The 14204-nt window shown below is 62.8% G+C and carries 15 protein-coding genes, 4 tRNA genes and 1 other RNA gene; 12 read left to right on the top strand and 8 right to left on the bottom strand.

Annotation, left to right across the window (positions count from 1 at the left end; all coding sequences use genetic code 11):
* The first annotated feature begins 87 nt into the window (after window positions 1-87).
* The 8 genes from OE856_RS02790 (at window position 88) to OE856_RS02755 (ending at window position 5896) form a co-directional block, all read left to right on the top strand.
* On the top strand, window positions 88-795 hold the full coding sequence (locus OE856_RS02790) for a DUF1287 domain-containing protein (RefSeq protein WP_263714519.1): 708 nt from the start codon (window positions 88-90) through the stop codon (window positions 793-795).
* Window positions 788-1138: a transfer-messenger RNA gene (ssrA, locus tag OE856_RS02785) on the top strand. Before OE856_RS02790 ends, ssrA begins: the two co-directional genes overlap by 8 nt.
* A 104-nt stretch (window positions 1139-1242) precedes the next feature.
* The gene (gene chrA, locus OE856_RS02780; protein ID WP_263714518.1) at window positions 1243-2487 is read left to right on the top strand and encodes a chromate efflux transporter; all 1245 of its coding nucleotides are present in this window, start codon (window positions 1243-1245) and stop codon (window positions 2485-2487) included.
* An 82-nt stretch (window positions 2488-2569) separates the two neighbouring features.
* Complete coding sequence (locus OE856_RS02775; RefSeq protein WP_263714517.1) at window positions 2570-3040, top strand: SspB family protein; 471 nt, start codon at window positions 2570-2572, stop codon at window positions 3038-3040.
* A gap of 81 nt (window positions 3041-3121) precedes the next feature.
* Window positions 3122-4513 carry a class II fumarate hydratase gene (fumC, locus tag OE856_RS02770; RefSeq protein WP_263714516.1) on the top strand — a complete coding sequence of 464 codons (1392 nt, stop codon included), beginning with the start codon at window positions 3122-3124 and terminating at the stop codon, window positions 4511-4513.
* A gap of 201 nt (window positions 4514-4714) precedes the next feature.
* Entirely contained in the window at window positions 4715-5332 is a 618-nt protein-coding gene (locus tag OE856_RS02765) for a VOC family protein (RefSeq protein WP_263714515.1), read from the top strand.
* 163 nt (window positions 5333-5495) lie between these two features.
* Window positions 5496-5672 (top strand): DUF4169 family protein, encoded by a 177-nt coding sequence (locus OE856_RS02760; protein ID WP_263714514.1) that lies wholly within the window; start codon window positions 5496-5498, stop codon window positions 5670-5672.
* Window positions 5669-5896 carry a ribbon-helix-helix domain-containing protein gene (locus OE856_RS02755; RefSeq protein WP_263714513.1) on the top strand — a complete coding sequence of 76 codons (228 nt, stop codon included), beginning with the start codon at window positions 5669-5671 and terminating at the stop codon, window positions 5894-5896. The genes OE856_RS02760 and OE856_RS02755 overlap by 4 nt, the downstream gene beginning before the upstream one ends.
* On the opposite strand, the gene OE856_RS02750 is transcribed toward OE856_RS02755, so the two are convergent.
* Entirely contained in the window at window positions 5893-6321 is a 429-nt protein-coding gene (locus OE856_RS02750; protein ID WP_263714512.1) for a SufE family protein, read from the bottom strand. The genes OE856_RS02755 and OE856_RS02750 overlap by 4 nt on opposite strands.
* 130 nt (window positions 6322-6451) lie before the next feature.
* Here OE856_RS02750 and OE856_RS02745 point away from each other — a divergent pair, with 130 nt between their 5' ends.
* The gene (locus tag OE856_RS02745; RefSeq protein WP_263714511.1) at window positions 6452-6919 is read left to right on the top strand and encodes a hypothetical protein; all 468 of its coding nucleotides are present in this window, start codon (window positions 6452-6454) and stop codon (window positions 6917-6919) included.
* A gap of 6 nt (window positions 6920-6925) precedes the next feature.
* Here the strand turns inward: OE856_RS02745 and rnd are convergent, their stop codons facing one another.
* The 3 genes from rnd to purM form a co-directional block, all read right to left on the bottom strand.
* A complete protein-coding gene (gene rnd / locus OE856_RS02740) occupies window positions 6926-8077 on the bottom strand; it encodes a ribonuclease D (RefSeq protein ID WP_263714510.1) in 1152 nt (383 codons plus the stop codon).
* A gap of 63 nt (window positions 8078-8140) precedes the next feature.
* Entirely contained in the window at window positions 8141-8731 is a 591-nt protein-coding gene (purN, locus tag OE856_RS02735) for a phosphoribosylglycinamide formyltransferase (protein ID WP_263714509.1), read from the bottom strand.
* Window positions 8728-9774 carry a phosphoribosylformylglycinamidine cyclo-ligase gene (gene purM / locus OE856_RS02730; protein ID WP_263714508.1) on the bottom strand — a complete coding sequence of 349 codons (1047 nt, stop codon included), beginning with the start codon at window positions 9772-9774 and terminating at the stop codon, window positions 8728-8730. The genes purN and purM overlap by 4 nt, the downstream gene beginning before the upstream one ends.
* A 112-nt stretch (window positions 9775-9886) precedes the next feature.
* On the opposite strand from purM, the gene OE856_RS02725 reads away from it, so the two are divergent.
* Window positions 9887-9962, top strand: a tRNA-Ile gene (locus OE856_RS02725).
* Window positions 9963-9967: 5 nt separating this feature from the next.
* Here OE856_RS02725 and OE856_RS02720 read toward each other — a convergent pair.
* Window positions 9968-11308, bottom strand: a complete 1341-nt coding sequence (locus OE856_RS02720; protein WP_263714507.1) for an ATP-binding protein — start codon at window positions 11306-11308, stop codon at window positions 9968-9970.
* Window positions 11309-11352: 44 nt separating this feature from the next.
* On the opposite strand from OE856_RS02720, the gene OE856_RS02715 reads away from it, so the two are divergent.
* Entirely contained in the window at window positions 11353-12255 is a 903-nt protein-coding gene (locus OE856_RS02715; protein ID WP_263714506.1) for an MBL fold metallo-hydrolase, read from the top strand.
* 70 nt (window positions 12256-12325) lie between these two features.
* Window positions 12326-12400, top strand: a tRNA-Asn gene (locus tag OE856_RS02710).
* A 150-nt stretch (window positions 12401-12550) separates the two neighbouring features.
* Here the strand turns inward: OE856_RS02710 and OE856_RS02705 are convergent.
* The 3 genes from OE856_RS02705 to OE856_RS02695 all read right to left on the bottom strand — a co-directional run bounded on the left by OE856_RS02705 (window position 12551) and on the right by OE856_RS02695 (window position 14060).
* Window positions 12551-12665, bottom strand: a tRNA-Leu gene (locus OE856_RS02705).
* A gap of 125 nt (window positions 12666-12790) precedes the next feature.
* Entirely contained in the window at window positions 12791-13924 is a 1134-nt protein-coding gene (locus tag OE856_RS02700; RefSeq protein WP_263714505.1) for a DUF5677 domain-containing protein, read from the bottom strand.
* A 51-nt stretch (window positions 13925-13975) separates the two neighbouring features.
* Window positions 13976-14060, bottom strand: a tRNA-Leu gene (locus tag OE856_RS02695).
* Window positions 14061-14204 lie beyond the last annotated feature (144 nt).

The following is a 14204-nucleotide window of genomic DNA, read 5'->3' as shown; positions in this document are numbered from 1 at the left end:
TGCCCCGCCTGCGCAAGCTCCCGCGCATGCGGGAAATCTGCACATCTTTCGGCTCGACCCCATGGCCCGGCCACGTAAAATCCAACCATGAAACGATTTGTCTTTGGGTGTATTGGCCTGTGCCTTGCTGCGGCAGCGGTCTATGCCGCGCTGTCGCCCGGCGATCGCGCCTATGTTCAGGCGCGTCTGTCCGACACCGTGCCGCAGATTGGCGATGCCGGCCTCGTCGCGCCGCCCCGTTCGGCGCATCCGGTTTCGCCGTGGCAGGCCGCTCTGATCACCGCCGCCCGCGCCCAGATCGGGGTGACCACCGGATATGACGGGGCCTATGCATCGCTGGCCTATCCGATGGGCGACGTGCCGCGCCAGACCGGCGTTTGCACCGACGTGGTGATCCGCGCGCTACGCGATGCGCATGGGATCGACCTGCAGGCCCTGGTGCATCAGGACATGCGCGGCGCGTTTTCGGCCTATCCGGCCAAATGGGGGCTGACCCGCCCCGACCGCAATATCGACCACCGCCGCGTGCCCAATCTGCGCCGCTATTTCGAGCGCCACGCCCAATCGCTGCCGGTCAGCGACGAGGCGCAAGATTACCTGCCCGGCGATCTGGTCACCTGGATGTTCGCCCCCGGACAACCCCATATCGGCATCGTGTCCGACCGGGTGTCGGCCCTGACCGGCGAGCCGCTGATCCTGCACAATGCCGGGGCTGGCACGCGCGAGCAGAGGTTTCTCTTTGCCTACCCGATCACAGGCCATTACCGGTTGAACACGGCGCAACAGATCCCTTGAAACGGCCCCGCGCATGGCCTATCTCTTTAGTGTTCTTCGGAACTATGGACATAAACGCGCTCGTAATAAGCGGATCGGACCCGGGGGCGGTACCCGGCGGCTCCACCAAACATCCGTTATTGGCGGATCTTGGGGCCGAAACAGGATCGACGAACGTCTAAAGGTGTTAGCTTTGTCCCGGTGAGATACCACCGTTATCGGTTCGCTATGCATAATTGCCAATAACAATCATGCTCCGGTTGCTGTCGCTGCTTAATGCAGTGCCAAAAGCCGATTTCTTAAGTCCAGTCGCCTAGCAGCGTCTGGCGGGGTTCGCAGGCACCTGGCAACAGAAGCCTGCACTTTCCTCTACCAGTCCTCGAATAGCCTTTTGCACCGCGCCGGGGTTGCGCCCTGCGCGCAAGCCGCTAGAGCTGTGGCAAAGCCTGATGATCGGACGCGCCCCGCATGCCCGCATATTCCCTTGTCGACCTGTTTCGCGTCTTTGGCCGCATCGGTCTGCTGTCATTTGGCGGCCCGGCGGCGCAGATCGCGCTGATGCATCGCGAACTGGTCGAACAGCGCCCCTGGCTAAGCGAAGAGCAATTCCTGCGCGCGCTGTCCTTCTGCATGCTGCTGCCCGGCCCCGAGGCGATGCAACTGGCCACCTACGCGGGCTGGCGGCTGCGAGGCATTCCGGGCGGGCTGATCGCGGGGCTTTTGTTCGTGCTGCCGGGCGCGGCGACCGTGCTGGCGCTGGCGCTGGCCTATGTGACCTGGGGCAATCTGCCGATGGTTCAGGCGATGTTCCTGGGCATCAAGGCCACGGTGGTGGTGATCGTGGCGCAGGCCTTGTGGCGGTTGTCGCGCAAGGCGCTGGGCGGGCCCGGCGCGCTGTGGGTGGCGGTGGCCTCCTTTATCGCGATCTTTGCGCTGGGGCTGCCCTTTCCGCTGATCGTGGCGGCGGCGGCGGCCTGGGGCTTTGCCGTGACCCGCGGCAAACCCGTCCCCGATGACACCCCCGCCCCCCCGCGCACCAGGAACGTCGCAACGATCGCGACCTGGCTGGCGCTGTGGCTGTTGCCCGTAGGCGCGCTGTGGCTGTGGGGGCCGCCCATCCTGGCGCAGGTGGCGCTGTTCTTCTCGAAACTGGCGGTGGTGACCTTTGGCGGCGCCTATGCGGTGCTGGCCTACATGACCCAAGAGGTCGTCACCACCCATGGCTGGCTGAGCACGGGCCAGATGCTGGATGCGCTGGGGCTGGCCGAAACCACACCGGGCCCGCTGATCCTGGTGACCGAGTTCGTGGGCTTTCTGGCCGGCCACGGCGCGGGCGGGTGGCGAATGGGCGTCGCGGCGGCGCTGGTGACGCTGTGGGTCACCTTCACGCCCTGCTTTCTGTGGATCTTTGCCGGCGCGCCCCATATCGACCGGCTGGCCCGCGCGCCGCGCCTGTCGGGCGCTCTGGCGGCCGTGACGGCGGCGGTGGTGGGCGTGATCGCCAACCTGTCGCTGTGGTTCGCCATCCACGTCTTTTTCGGCGAGGTGGGCCAGGTCTCGGCCGGGGCCATCACCCTGCCCGCGCCGCTGCTGTCCAGCCTGTCGGTTCCGGCCCTGGGTCTGGCGGCGCTGGCCAGCCTGCTGCTGATCTGGCGGCGCTGGCCGCTGCCCGCCGCGCTGGCCTTTACCGCGCTGGCCGCGGGGCTGATCTGAGGGCCGGAAAATTCGGCCCGCGACCCCCTTTCATTAACCGTCGAATCCCCTATGCTGCCGATAAAGACACCAGAGGTTTTGCATGTCGCGCGGGATTGATTACGGAAATCTGATGCATGACGCCATGCGTGGTCTGATCCGCCACGTCCTGGGCGAAGTGGCCGATCACGGCCTGCCGGGCGAGCACCATTTCTTTGTCACCTTCGACACCCGTCACCCCGATGCGCAACTGGCCGAATGGCTGTGCGAACGCTATCCCGAAGAGATGACCGTGGTCATCCAGCACTGGTATGAAAACCTCGATGTCAGCGAAGACGGGTTCGGCATCACGCTGAACTTCGGCAACAGCCCCGAACCGTTGTATATCCCCTTTGATGCGATCCGCACTTTCGTCGACCCCTCGGTCGAATTCGGCCTGCGTTTCGAGACGCATGCCGATGATGACGACGAAGACGAGGATGACGAAGACCTGCTGGATATCGCAGAGGACGATGACGATGCCTCGGCCCACAAGGATGCCGAGATCGTCAGCCTCGATAGTTTCCGCAAATAGCGCTAACGGCGCCGCCAGAGAGATTGTCTTGACGCCACGGCAAGGATAAACCGTGAGCGTCTTATGCCGGAGGAGCACTCAATGACCCAGACCCGCACCGAAACCGACAGCTTTGGCCCGCTCGAAGTTCCCGCCGACAAGTATTGGGGCGCCCAGACCCAACGCTCGATCATGAACTTCCCGATCGGCTGGGAGCGTCAGCCGGTTCCGATCATCCGCGCGCTCGGTGTGATCAAAAAGGCCTGTGCGCTGGTCAACAAGGCTCAGGGCGACATGGCCCCCGAAATCGCCGACGCCATCGCCGCCGCCGCGACCGAGGTCATCGACGGCAAGTTCGACGACAACTTCCCGCTGGTCGTCTGGCAGACCGGCTCGGGCACCCAGTCGAACATGAACGCCAACGAGGTGATCTCGAACCGCGCGATCGAGATGCTGGGCGGGGTCATGGCGTCGAAAAAGCCCGTGCACCCGAACGACCATTGCAACATGGGCCAGTCGTCGAACGACACCTTCCCGACCGCGATGCACGTCGCCATCGGCATGCAGGCGCGTGACGTGCTGCTGCCGGGCCTCGAGAAACTGCACGCCGCCCTCGCCGCGAAGGCCGAGGAATTCAAGGATATCATCAAGATCGGCCGCACCCACACCCAGGACGCCACACCGCTGACGCTGGGCCAGGAATTCTCGGGCTACGCCAAGCAGGTCGAGCGCGGCATCGAGCGGGTGAAAATGTGCCTGCCGCATATCTACGAACTAGCCCAGGGCGGCACCGCCGTCGGCACTGGCCTGAACACCCGTGTGGGCTGGGATACCCGCGTCGCGGCCCAGATCGCCGAAATCACCGGCCTGCCCTTCGTGACCGCGCCGAACAAGTTCGAGGCGCTGGCCGCCCATGACGCGATGGTGATGTTCTCGGGCGCGCTGAAAACCGTCGCCGCCTCGCTGTTCAAGATCGCGAACGACCTGCGCCTGCTGGGCTCGGGCCCGCGTTCGGGTCTGGGCGAGCTGATCCTGCCCGAAAACGAGCCCGGCTCGTCGATCATGCCGGGCAAGGTGAACCCGACCCAGGCCGAGGCGCTGACCATGGTCTGCGCCCATGTCATGGGCAATGACGCCGCCGTCGGCATGGCCGGCAGCCAGGGCCACTTTGAACTGAACGTCTATAACCCGATGATGTCGTATAACGTGCTGCAGTCGATGCAGCTGCTGGGCGACTCGGCCTCGGCCTTTACCGACAACATGGTCGTCGGCACCCAGGCCAACGTGGCCCGCATCGACAAGCTGATGAAGGAAAGCCTGATGCTGGTCACCGCGCTGGCCCCGACCATCGGCTATGACAACGCCACCAAGGTCGCCAAGACCGCGCACAAGAACGGCACCACGCTGAAGGAAGAGGCGATCAACCTGGGCCTCGTGGACGAGGAAACCTTTGACCGCGTCGTGCGCCCCGAAGACATGATCGGCCCGAAATAAGCGCCGACACATACCAATCGCAAACCCCCGCCACCGGCGGGGGTTTTTCTTTGCCGGCGCGCGCATTCATGCCAATGTGTGGCAGGCGCACAAGAACCAGGCCTTTTGATCATTCATAGTTGCTGCACTGTGCTACATGATCATCAAGGTCACGCGGACATCACGAAACCTTGCGACAAGCAGAGAACAAGAGTGCGTACAATGCTGAAATTAGATCACATTACGGTTGTCGCGCGCACCCTTGAAGAAGGGTGCAAACACATCAAAGACACGCTTGGCATAGACATGCCCGACGGTGGCGCGCATCCAAGGATGGGGACGCATAACCGGCTTCTGTCGCTGGGGGATGACAGTTTTCTTGAGTTGATCGCGATTGATCCGGCCGCTAGCGCGCCAGACCGGCCAAGATGGTTCAACCTGGATGCCTTTGACAAGGCCCCACGGTTGGGCACATGGGTTCTGGGAACGGATGACATTCAGGCATCGCTGCGCGAGGCGCATCCGGGCAGCGGACGCGCAACAGAGATCACTCGCGGTGATCTGAAGTGGCTTATCTCGATCTCTGATGACGGAACGATGCCGCTTGACGGGGCTTGCCCAGCGTTGATCCAATGGCCCGTGGGCCCACACCCGGCATCACGAATGACAGATCTGGGATGCCGCTTGATTTCTCTGACCATCGAACATCCGCAAGTCGCCGAGCTTGAAAGCCTGTTCGGACATCATATCAACCGAGATCTGATCACCTTCCGACGGGGGCCAGAGATGAAGATCTCCGCCGTCATCCAGACGCCAGAAGGTATGCGGGAACTAACCTGAAGATGCGAATGCCAGAGCCGACCTCGAAGGCGGCGTTCCTCCCCTCGCATTGAAGGGAATCAATTGGTCGGATAGACTTTATGCACGCGTAACCGCCTGTGGCCCGAAGAACCGTAGGGGGTTGCGCCAAACCCTTGCGCCAGTAACCATTGAGGCCCGTTTCGTGAACGCCAAGATCATCAATCTTAACCAGTTTCGCAAACAGGCCACGCGCGACACCAAGCGCGCCGAGGCGGATGTGAACGCGGTGAAATACGGCCGCACCAAGATGGAGAAGGCCCTGGAGAAACTGCGCAACGACAAGGCCGAGCGCGACCTCGACGGGCACCTCAAGGAATGAACACGCGGCCCGTCAAACGCTCGCTGACCCTGCGCGGCCATCGAACCAGCGTGTCGCTGGAGGATGAATTCTGGCAGGCATTCCGAAAGATCGCGCGCGAAAAAGAAAAGGCTGTCAACGCCTTGGCGGCTGAAATTGATGCAGAGCGCGACATGGAAACCGGGCTGGCCACGGCGATCCGGCTGTTCGTGCTGGGCCATTACATGGCCAAGGCCGACACCTAGGCGGCGGCGGTTTCTCCGGCCAGCTTGCGGATACGCTCGACCATGGCGCGCAGCCCGTTCGATCGCTGCGCCGACAGGTGATCATTCAGCCCCAACCGGCCCATCTCGGCCAGCGCATCGACCTTCAGCACCTCGGCCACGCTCAGCCCGTCATAAAGCGCATGCAGAACCGCGATCAGCCCGCGCACGATCATCGCGTCGCTTTCGCCCTCGAAATGGAACACCGCCCCCGCGCCCGTGCCGTCGATCCGCGGCAACAGCCAGACCTGGCTGGCGCAGCCCTCGACCTTGGTGGCGGGCACCTTGACGGCCTCGTCCAGCGGCGGCATCGCCTTGCCCATATCGATCACGTGGCGATAGCGCTCTTCCCAGTCCTCGAGAAACTCGAACGTGTCGACGATCTCTTCAAACGCTTCGGTGGCCATGGCTGCGTTCCCTTGCTGCAACGGCCTTTCCCTACGACGCCCGCGCTCAAAGGTCCAGCCCGAGGCGCGAGACGGCTTTCCTTCGAGGCCGGTTTCGGCTAACCCGTAAGGGCAACCCGAGGGGATCACGATGAAAAAACCGCTGCTTGTCGCCCTGTTGGCCGCCACCCTGCTGAGTTCCTGCGGCAAGGTGCGCGAGTCGCGCATCAACCCGTTCAACTGGTTCGGCAAGGACCGCGAAGAAGCGGTCGAGATCGTCATCCCCGAAGACGGCGTGATCGACAGCCGCCCGATGGTGGCCGAGGTCGTCAGCCTGCGCATCGACAAGATGCCCGGCGGCGCGATCATCACCGCCACGGGCCTTGCCCGCACCCAGGGCTATTGGGATGCCGAACTGGTGGCCGAATATGATGAAAAGCCCGTCGACGGCGTGCTGAGCTATCAGTTCCGCACCTATCCGCCGCTGGCCCGCCTGCCCGAAGGCAGCCCGCGCACGCGCGAACTGACCGCGGCGCATTTCGTGTCGGATCAAACCCTTGAGGGTGTGCGCAGCATCGTGGTCAAGGGCGCCTCGAACCAGCGGTCCAGCCGCCGCTAGGGCGCTTTACAGCTCGACCACCTTGACGGTGCTGCCCTTGGCGGCCAGCGCCAGCTCGCCCCGGCACAGGCGCATGGCGTCATTGCCGAACACCTCGGCCCGCCACCCAGTCAGCGCCTTGACATCACGTTGCCCGGCCGCGATCTGGTCCAGCTCGCTGGACGTGGCGATCAGCTTTTGCGCCACGCCCTCGTTCTCGGCCTTGGATTTCAGCAACACCCGCAGCAGGTCGGCCAGCGCCGGGTTCACCTGCAGCTTGTCATTGATCTTGTCGGGCTTGGGATAGGCGTCGGGGTTCATATCGGCGGCGACTTGCAGCGCGGCCAGAATGCCATCGGCGATCTCGCCCTTGCGGGCCTCGCGGAGCAGCAGGCGCGAGCGGCCCAGATCCTGAAGGGTCTTGGGCTTGGTCGAAGCCAGCTCCAGCAGGGCGTCATCCTTGAACACCCGGTTGCGCGGGATGTTGCGCGACTGGGCATAGCCCTCGCGAAAGCGCGCAAGCTCCTGCACGGCGGCCATGAACTTGCCGGAATGGGTGCGGGTTTTCACACGCTGCCACGCCTCGGAGGGGCGCACGATATAGGTTTCGGGGTCGGTCAGCACGCCCAGCTCTTCGCGCAACCACTTGTCACGGCCAGATTTTTCCAGCTCGCGCGCGAGGAATTCATAGATAACCCGCAGATGGGTCACATCGGCCAGCGCATAGGTTTTCTGCGCCTCGGACAGCGGGCGGCGCGACCAGTCGGTAAAGCGCGAGGTCTTGTCGAGCGGCGCCTTGGCGATCTTGCGCACCAGGGTCTCGTATCCGACCTGTTCGCCAAAGCCACAGACCATCGCGGCGACCTGGGTGTCGAACAGCGGGTCGGGAAAGACCTTGCCCTCGACGAAAAAGATTTCCAGATCCTGCCGCGCGGCGTGGAACACCTTGACCACGCTGGTGTCGCGAAAGAGCTCGTAGAGAGGCTCCATCGACATGTCGCCCGCCAGCGGGTCGACCAGCACCGCCTCGCCATCGCCGGGCAGCGCCAGCTGCACCAGGCAGAGCTTGGCGTAATAGGTCCGTTCTCGCAGAAACTCGGTATCGATCGTCACATAAGGGCCGTCATGAGCGGCCTTGCAAAAGTCGGCAAGTTCTTGGGTCGTGGTGAGTGTGCGCATACGAGTGTGATGTTTTTGTAAAATTTGCGCAGGTCTACGCAAATCCGGGGGAAATGAAAAGGGTCACGGCAAGATGACCGGCGTGCGGTCGCCGATAACAAAGCGGCGCAGGACGGCGGGGTATAGCTGATGCTCCATCGGCAGGACACGCGCGGCCAGATCGTCGGACGTGTCGCCGGGCAGGATCGGCACATGCGCCTGCCCCAGGATCGGGCCGCCATCCAGCTCGGCCGTGACCTCGTGCACGCTGCACCCGGCCTGCGTGTCGCCAGCCTCGATCGCGCGGGCATGGGTGTGCAGGCCCTTGTATTTGGGCAAGAGCGAGGGATGGATGTTCAGCATCCGGCCCGCGTAATGGTTGATGAACTTGGGCGTCAGGATCCGCATGAACCCGGCCAGTGCCAGGAAATCGGGCTGATGGGCGTCGATGGCCTCGATCAGCGCGCCCTCAAAGGCCTCGCGATCCTTGGCAAAGGGTTTGTGATCGACCGTGGCGGTGGCGATGCCCATAGCCGCTGCCTTGGCCAGACCGCCCGCGCCGGGCACGTTCGACAAGACCAGACAGGGCCGCGCCGGGTGATCGCCGGTCATGCTTTGGGCAAGGGCGACCATGTTCGAGCCGCCCCCGGAAATCAGGATCGCGACGCGCGTCACAGAAGCGCGCCCTCGTAGGCAACGCCCTGCCCCTTGGTCACGGTGCCAATGCGGGTGACGGTTTCACCCTCGGCGGTCAGCAGCTCGGCCAGCGCGTCGGCGCGGTCGGCGGCCACGACAACGATCATGCCGATGCCCGAATTGAAGGTCTTCAGCAGCTCGGCCTCTTCCATCTTGGCGGTTTCGGCCAGCCAGCGGAACACCGGCGGCAGATCCCAGGACGACAGGTCGATGGTGGCGCCCAGCCCCTCGGGCAACACGCGCGGCAGGTTTTCGGTCAGGCCGCCGCCGGTGATATGGGCCAGCGCATGCACGCCCCCTGCCCGCACCGCGGCCAGCGCCTGGGTGACATAAAGCCGCGTGGGGGCCAGCAGGGCCTCGCCCAGCGTGCCCTCGCCAAACGGGCAATCGGCGTCCCAGCCCAGGCCCGAGACCTCGACCACCTTGCGCACCAGCGAATAGCCGTTCGAATGCACCCCGTTCGAGCCAAGGCCCAGCAGCACGTCGCCCTCGGCCACATCGGCGGGCAGATCGGCGCCGCGCTCCATCGCGCCGACGGCAAAGCCTGCCAGATCGAAATCGCCATCGTGATACATGCCCGGCATCTCGGCGGTCTCGCCACCGATCAGCGCACAGCCCGACAGCTCGCAGCCCTTGGCGATGCCCTCGATGATGGCGGTGGCGCTGTCCAGCTCCAGCTTGCCGGTGGCAAAGTAATCGAGAAAGAACAGCGGCTCGGCACCCTGGCAGACCAGATCGTTGACGCACATGGCGACAAGGTCGATGCCGATGGTCGAGACATTGCCGGTATCAATCGCGATCCGCAGCTTGGTGCCCACGCCATCGGTGGCGGCAACCAGAACCGGGTCGGTATAGCCCGCGCCCTTAAGGTCGAACAGCGCGCCGAACCCGCCCAGCCCCGACATCACGCCAGGGCGCGCCGTGCGTTTCGCGGCCGGTTTGATCCGGTCCACCAGCGCATTGCCCGCATCGATATCCACACCCGCATCCGCGTAGGTCAGCCCGTTCTTGCCGTTGGTCATGGTCGGTCCTCTGTTCGTTTGCGCAGCGGATAGACGATTGCCCGCCCCGAGTCCACGGGGCGCGCGCGATACTTGACCTGCTGGTGCTGTCTGATAGTGATCTGCAACAGGCGGGCCTGTAGCTCAACGGTTAGAGCAGAGCGCTCATAACGCTTTGGTTGCAGGTTCGAATCCTGCCGGGCCTACCAATTTCCTACCGCGCCAGCACCAGTTCGGCCTTGAGACCGCCCAGGGCCTCGCTTTCGCCCAGCCGCAGAATACCGCCATGGCTGCGGGCGATGTCGCTGGCGATGGCCAGGCCCAGCCCCACCCCGGCCGCGTTGTTCTGGTTGCGGGCGGCATCCAACCGGGTAAAGGGCTGCATCGCGGCCTCGCGCCGGGCGGGCGGAATGCCGGGGCCGTCATCCTCGACCGAAATGCGGATCATGCGCTCGCCCACCTCCAGCCCGACGCGGGCCTTGGTGCCATAGTTCAGCGCGTTGTTCACAAGGTTCTGCACCGCGCGCTCGACCGCCAGAGGGCGCATCATCACCTTTACCCCCTCGGGCATGTCGCCCAAGGTAACGCCCAGCGAGAACCGTTCGGATTTCGCCACCAGATTGCGCAGCAGCGTGGCCGGGTCGACCTCTTCGGGATCATCCATGAAATCGCCGCGCGCGAAATCGAGGAAGGCGTCCAGCATCCTCTCCATATCCGCCACGTCGCGCAGCATGGCGCGGGTATCCTCGGTGTCATCGATCAAAGACAGCGACAGCCGCAGTCGGGTCAGCGGCGTGCGCAGGTCATGGCTGACGCCAGACAGCATCAGCGTGCGCTGCTCGATATGGCGTTCGATCCGGTTGCGCATGTCGAGAAAGGCATTGCCCGCCGCGCGCACCTCTGTGGCGCCCGAAGGCTTGTAGGGCTTGATCCGCCCGCGGCCAAAGGCCTCGGCCGCGGCGGCCATACGCTTGATCGGGCGCAGCTGGTTGCGCAGAAAGATAAACGCGATCAGCGTCATCAACAGGCCCGTGGCCACCATCAGCACCAACAGCTGATGCGGATTCGAGGCAGAGACCCGCCGCCGGTCGATTGTCAGCCGCACCGGCCCGTGCCGGGTGTCGGCCGCCACGTCGAACCGCCGCGCCACCGAGAACCAGCCCTCTTGGCCCACAAGGTCGATCGCCATGATCTGCGGCACCTGCCTGCGCAGCGTTTCGATGACAACGCGGCCCGACAGATCGAACAGCCGGCGCCGGTCGCGCGGCACCTCGCCTGCCGGCACGCGGTCCAGCCCCAGATCCAGCCCCTGCGCCAGATCAGCATTGGCCAGCAGCGCGTCCTCGATGCCTGTTGCGGCGTCGATCCGCGCCAGAACATGCCGCACCTCAAGCGCGACATTGTTTGACATCTGCCGCGTGACATCCTCGAAATGGCGCTGGATGAACACGACCGACACGACCAGCTGAATCGTCAGCACCGGCACGATCAGAATCAATGCGGCGCGGCCATATAGGCTGCGCGGCAAGGTGCGTTTGATCCATCCGGTCGACATCGGCTACAAGCGTATCGGGCCACCGCAGCAGAAGGAAGCGGAACATGAATGCGACCGACAAGAATGATCCGCAGCCGGGGCGCGTGGACCGGCCCGAAGAGGGTCTGCGCCGCATCCTGGCGCCGAATCCCTCACCCATGACCTATCTGGGCACCAACACCTATATCGTCGGCGAAGGCCGCGTGGCGCTGATCGACCCGGGCCCCGATGATCCGGCCCATATGGCGGCGATTCTGGGCGCCCTGGCGCCCGGCGAAACGATCAGCCACATCGTCTGCACCCATTCCCACATCGATCACACCGCGCTGGCGCCGGCGCTGCATCAGGCCACCGGCGCGCCGTTGGTGGCCTTTGGCGACAGCACCGCCGGCCGGCGCGAAGACCTGGTCGGACTGCAGGGGCTGGGCGGCGGCGAAGGCGTACACCGCGACTTCGCCCCGCACGAGCTGCTGGGCGACGGCGACACGCTGCACGGCGATGGCTGGTCTCTGAACGCGATCTGGACGCCGGGCCATATGGGCAATCATATCTGCCTGGCCTGGGGCGACGCGCTGTTCTCGGGCGACCACGTCATGGGCTGGGCCACCTCGATGGTCTCGCCCCCCGATGGCGACCTGGGCGCCTTTATGGACTCGCTGCGCAAACTTGAACCGCGCACTGACCGCGTGTTCTATTCCGCCCACGGAGACCCGATCAATGCGCCCCAGGACCGGGTGCGCGAACTGCTGACCCACCGTCAGGGCCGCGAAGCGGAAATCCGCGCCACCCTGGGCCGCGACGCCGCCACCCCCCGCGCCCTGGCCCAACGCATCTATACCGACATCCCCACCGGCCTGATCGGCGCCGCCACCCGGAACGTGCTGGCGCATCTCATTGATTTGACAGACAGAAACCTGGCCGAACCCGAAGGAGAACACGGGCTGGAAACGCATTACTCGCTCAGGTGAACTTTCTTCGACTTTTTCTGGCAAACCCTCTGGACGCCACGAAACCAGCTTGCTATATCGCCCCCCGTGTTCCGGCGTAGCTCAGCGGTAGAGCAGTTGACTGTTAATCAATTGGTCGTAGGTTCGATCCCTACCGCCGGAGCCAAAAATCCCAAATGGATAAGCTACGTATCAAGGCCGCCACTGGCGGTCTTTGGTGTTGAGATCCGCGCATATCGGGCACAGGGCAATACCAGATCCCTGCAGCCAACCCACTGCCATCATTCCGGCGCTTACATTTCCGTTGAATTCAGCTTGGTGCGGGTGGAGGGACTTGAACCCCCACGCCTTGAGGCACCAGAATCTAAGTCTGGCACTCACCACGTAACTTTTTGAATTTGAAGGGTTTCACGAGTCACTGCGTTACCCACCACGTTACCAACTATATCACTGTGATTTGCACTTGCGATGTCCACAGACAGGGTGTCTGAGTGCGCCACGGGTTTTACAGTATCATCGGTTTTGGCGCGGCAATGAGAAATCGCGCAGGTGGCACCTAGGAAAAACCTCTCGAAACGAGCGCTCCCAACCAATCCAATAGCCGTTTAGGAAGACCAAAGATTGCCCGTCGCTGCTCGTGAGGTTCCAAAGTTTCTGCCTCCAATCTGAGAGCGACTTGCCCCAACCTGTCTCCCAAGACTTCGACAGACTTCATCGCCACAACGCTGTCCATTGTGGGTTTTGTGCCGAAGAAGGCCGTGCAACATATCGCAATTGAAATCCCAGCCATCGAGAGCGGGTCGACAAACCCTGAGTTCGAGGAGCCAACAAGGTTTACCGGTCGCTTTGCTTCTACCATTCCAAGCAGTCGATCAAGTGGACGATGGCCCGCGTGTGTGTGCTGAGAGGCCCATCGGTAGCGGGGCCTCCAGTGATCCAACCCAGTTGCTTTCTCCAGATCAAAAAGCGTTACGTGCTTCGTGTCCAATGCTTCCTTTGCCCAGTCATAATCTTTACCAATGGCCCGTCCCAAATCACCCTCAATGGCTGAGCATACTGCCCTCATCTCCGCTATCTCTTCAGGAGAAAACGGCGTTAGGTTTGCACGGTCCGCGTATTCGTTGACCTGAAGTGCCGCGCGGTGATCGTTGAACTGGAAGCTCGCCAAGTAGCGCTTCGCAGTGTCCTGATCGTTCTGCGATATGAACATCGCAACAACCGAAATCTCGTGGAGGGTTCTCCACCGAGCGAGAGCACCATCTGGAAATCCTGCTCTAAGCAGCGCTCCGATCTCACTCGCAACAAGCAGCATTCGAGGATGCAGAAAAGTAAGCGCCCCAAATATATAATCCGGCCCCACTTGGCTTTCTTCAAAATGCTCTTGCGCGTGCTTTTCACCCACTTCCGTGGCAACCCCAAGGATGATGTCGTAAAGTTCAAAAGCTCCACGCCATCTTCGGTAGCACCTTTTTTCGAAACCGAGTTGGTCCCGTCTACCCCTTTGAACGATCTTTGTGGATGATCTTTCCAGCGCGTCTGGAAAGACATCGATAAGTTCGGAAAGAGATGACTGGATTGTTTCTTCCGTCACCTTGTCTAGGTCATCAGGTATAAGCTCTGTGTGTCTTTCCAGCGCCTCTTCGATTTCTTTTTCAATCGTCTTTAAAAACTCATCTTCAATAATGCCCACAACGACCCACCATCAGTTCTGCGCAGAAAAATAGTTCTAGCTGATATGAGATGGTGCGGGTGGAGGGACTTGAACCCCCACGCCTTGCGGCGCCAGAACCTAAATCTGGTGCGTCTACCAATTTCGCCACACCCGCATCCGTCGGGCGCTGGCCCGAAACCGCGCCCTTCTAGCAAAGCCCGCCCACGCTGGCGAGAGCAAAAGCGACAAGAAAACGCTCGCCCGAAAGGGTTTTTTAACGTAGCCTGTCGCAAAACGATAAAATGAAACGAGCAGGTTT

This window comes from Actibacterium sp. XHP0104 (assembly GCF_025751515.1).
GTDB lineage: Bacteria > Pseudomonadota > Alphaproteobacteria > Rhodobacterales > Rhodobacteraceae > Actibacterium_D.
This window is presented reverse-complemented; position numbering and strand designations above follow the sequence as displayed.

Coding starts and splice junctions, on each gene's coding strand:
- OE856_RS02715 (WP_263714506.1), top strand. CDS start 11,353: ATGAATGCGACCGACAAGAATGATCCGCAGCCGGGGCGCGTGGACCGG.
- OE856_RS02765 (WP_263714515.1), top strand. CDS start 4,715: ATGCTGAAATTAGATCACATTACGGTTGTCGCGCGCACCCTTGAAGAA.
- OE856_RS02745 (WP_263714511.1), top strand. CDS start 6,452: ATGAAAAAACCGCTGCTTGTCGCCCTGTTGGCCGCCACCCTGCTGAGT.
- rnd (WP_263714510.1), bottom strand. CDS start 8,077: ATGCGCACACTCACCACGACCCAAGAACTTGCCGACTTTTGCAAGGCC.
- OE856_RS02775 (WP_263714517.1), top strand. CDS start 2,570: ATGTCGCGCGGGATTGATTACGGAAATCTGATGCATGACGCCATGCGT.
- chrA (WP_263714518.1), top strand. CDS start 1,243: ATGCCCGCATATTCCCTTGTCGACCTGTTTCGCGTCTTTGGCCGCATC.
- purM (WP_263714508.1), bottom strand. CDS start 9,774: ATGACCAACGGCAAGAACGGGCTGACCTACGCGGATGCGGGTGTGGAT.
- OE856_RS02750 (WP_263714512.1), bottom strand. CDS start 6,321: ATGGCCACCGAAGCGTTTGAAGAGATCGTCGACACGTTCGAGTTTCTC.
- OE856_RS02720 (WP_263714507.1), bottom strand. CDS start 11,308: ATGTCGACCGGATGGATCAAACGCACCTTGCCGCGCAGCCTATATGGC.
- OE856_RS02755 (WP_263714513.1), top strand. CDS start 5,669: ATGAACACGCGGCCCGTCAAACGCTCGCTGACCCTGCGCGGCCATCGA.
- fumC (WP_263714516.1), top strand. CDS start 3,122: ATGACCCAGACCCGCACCGAAACCGACAGCTTTGGCCCGCTCGAAGTT.
- OE856_RS02790 (WP_263714519.1), top strand. CDS start 88: ATGAAACGATTTGTCTTTGGGTGTATTGGCCTGTGCCTTGCTGCGGCA.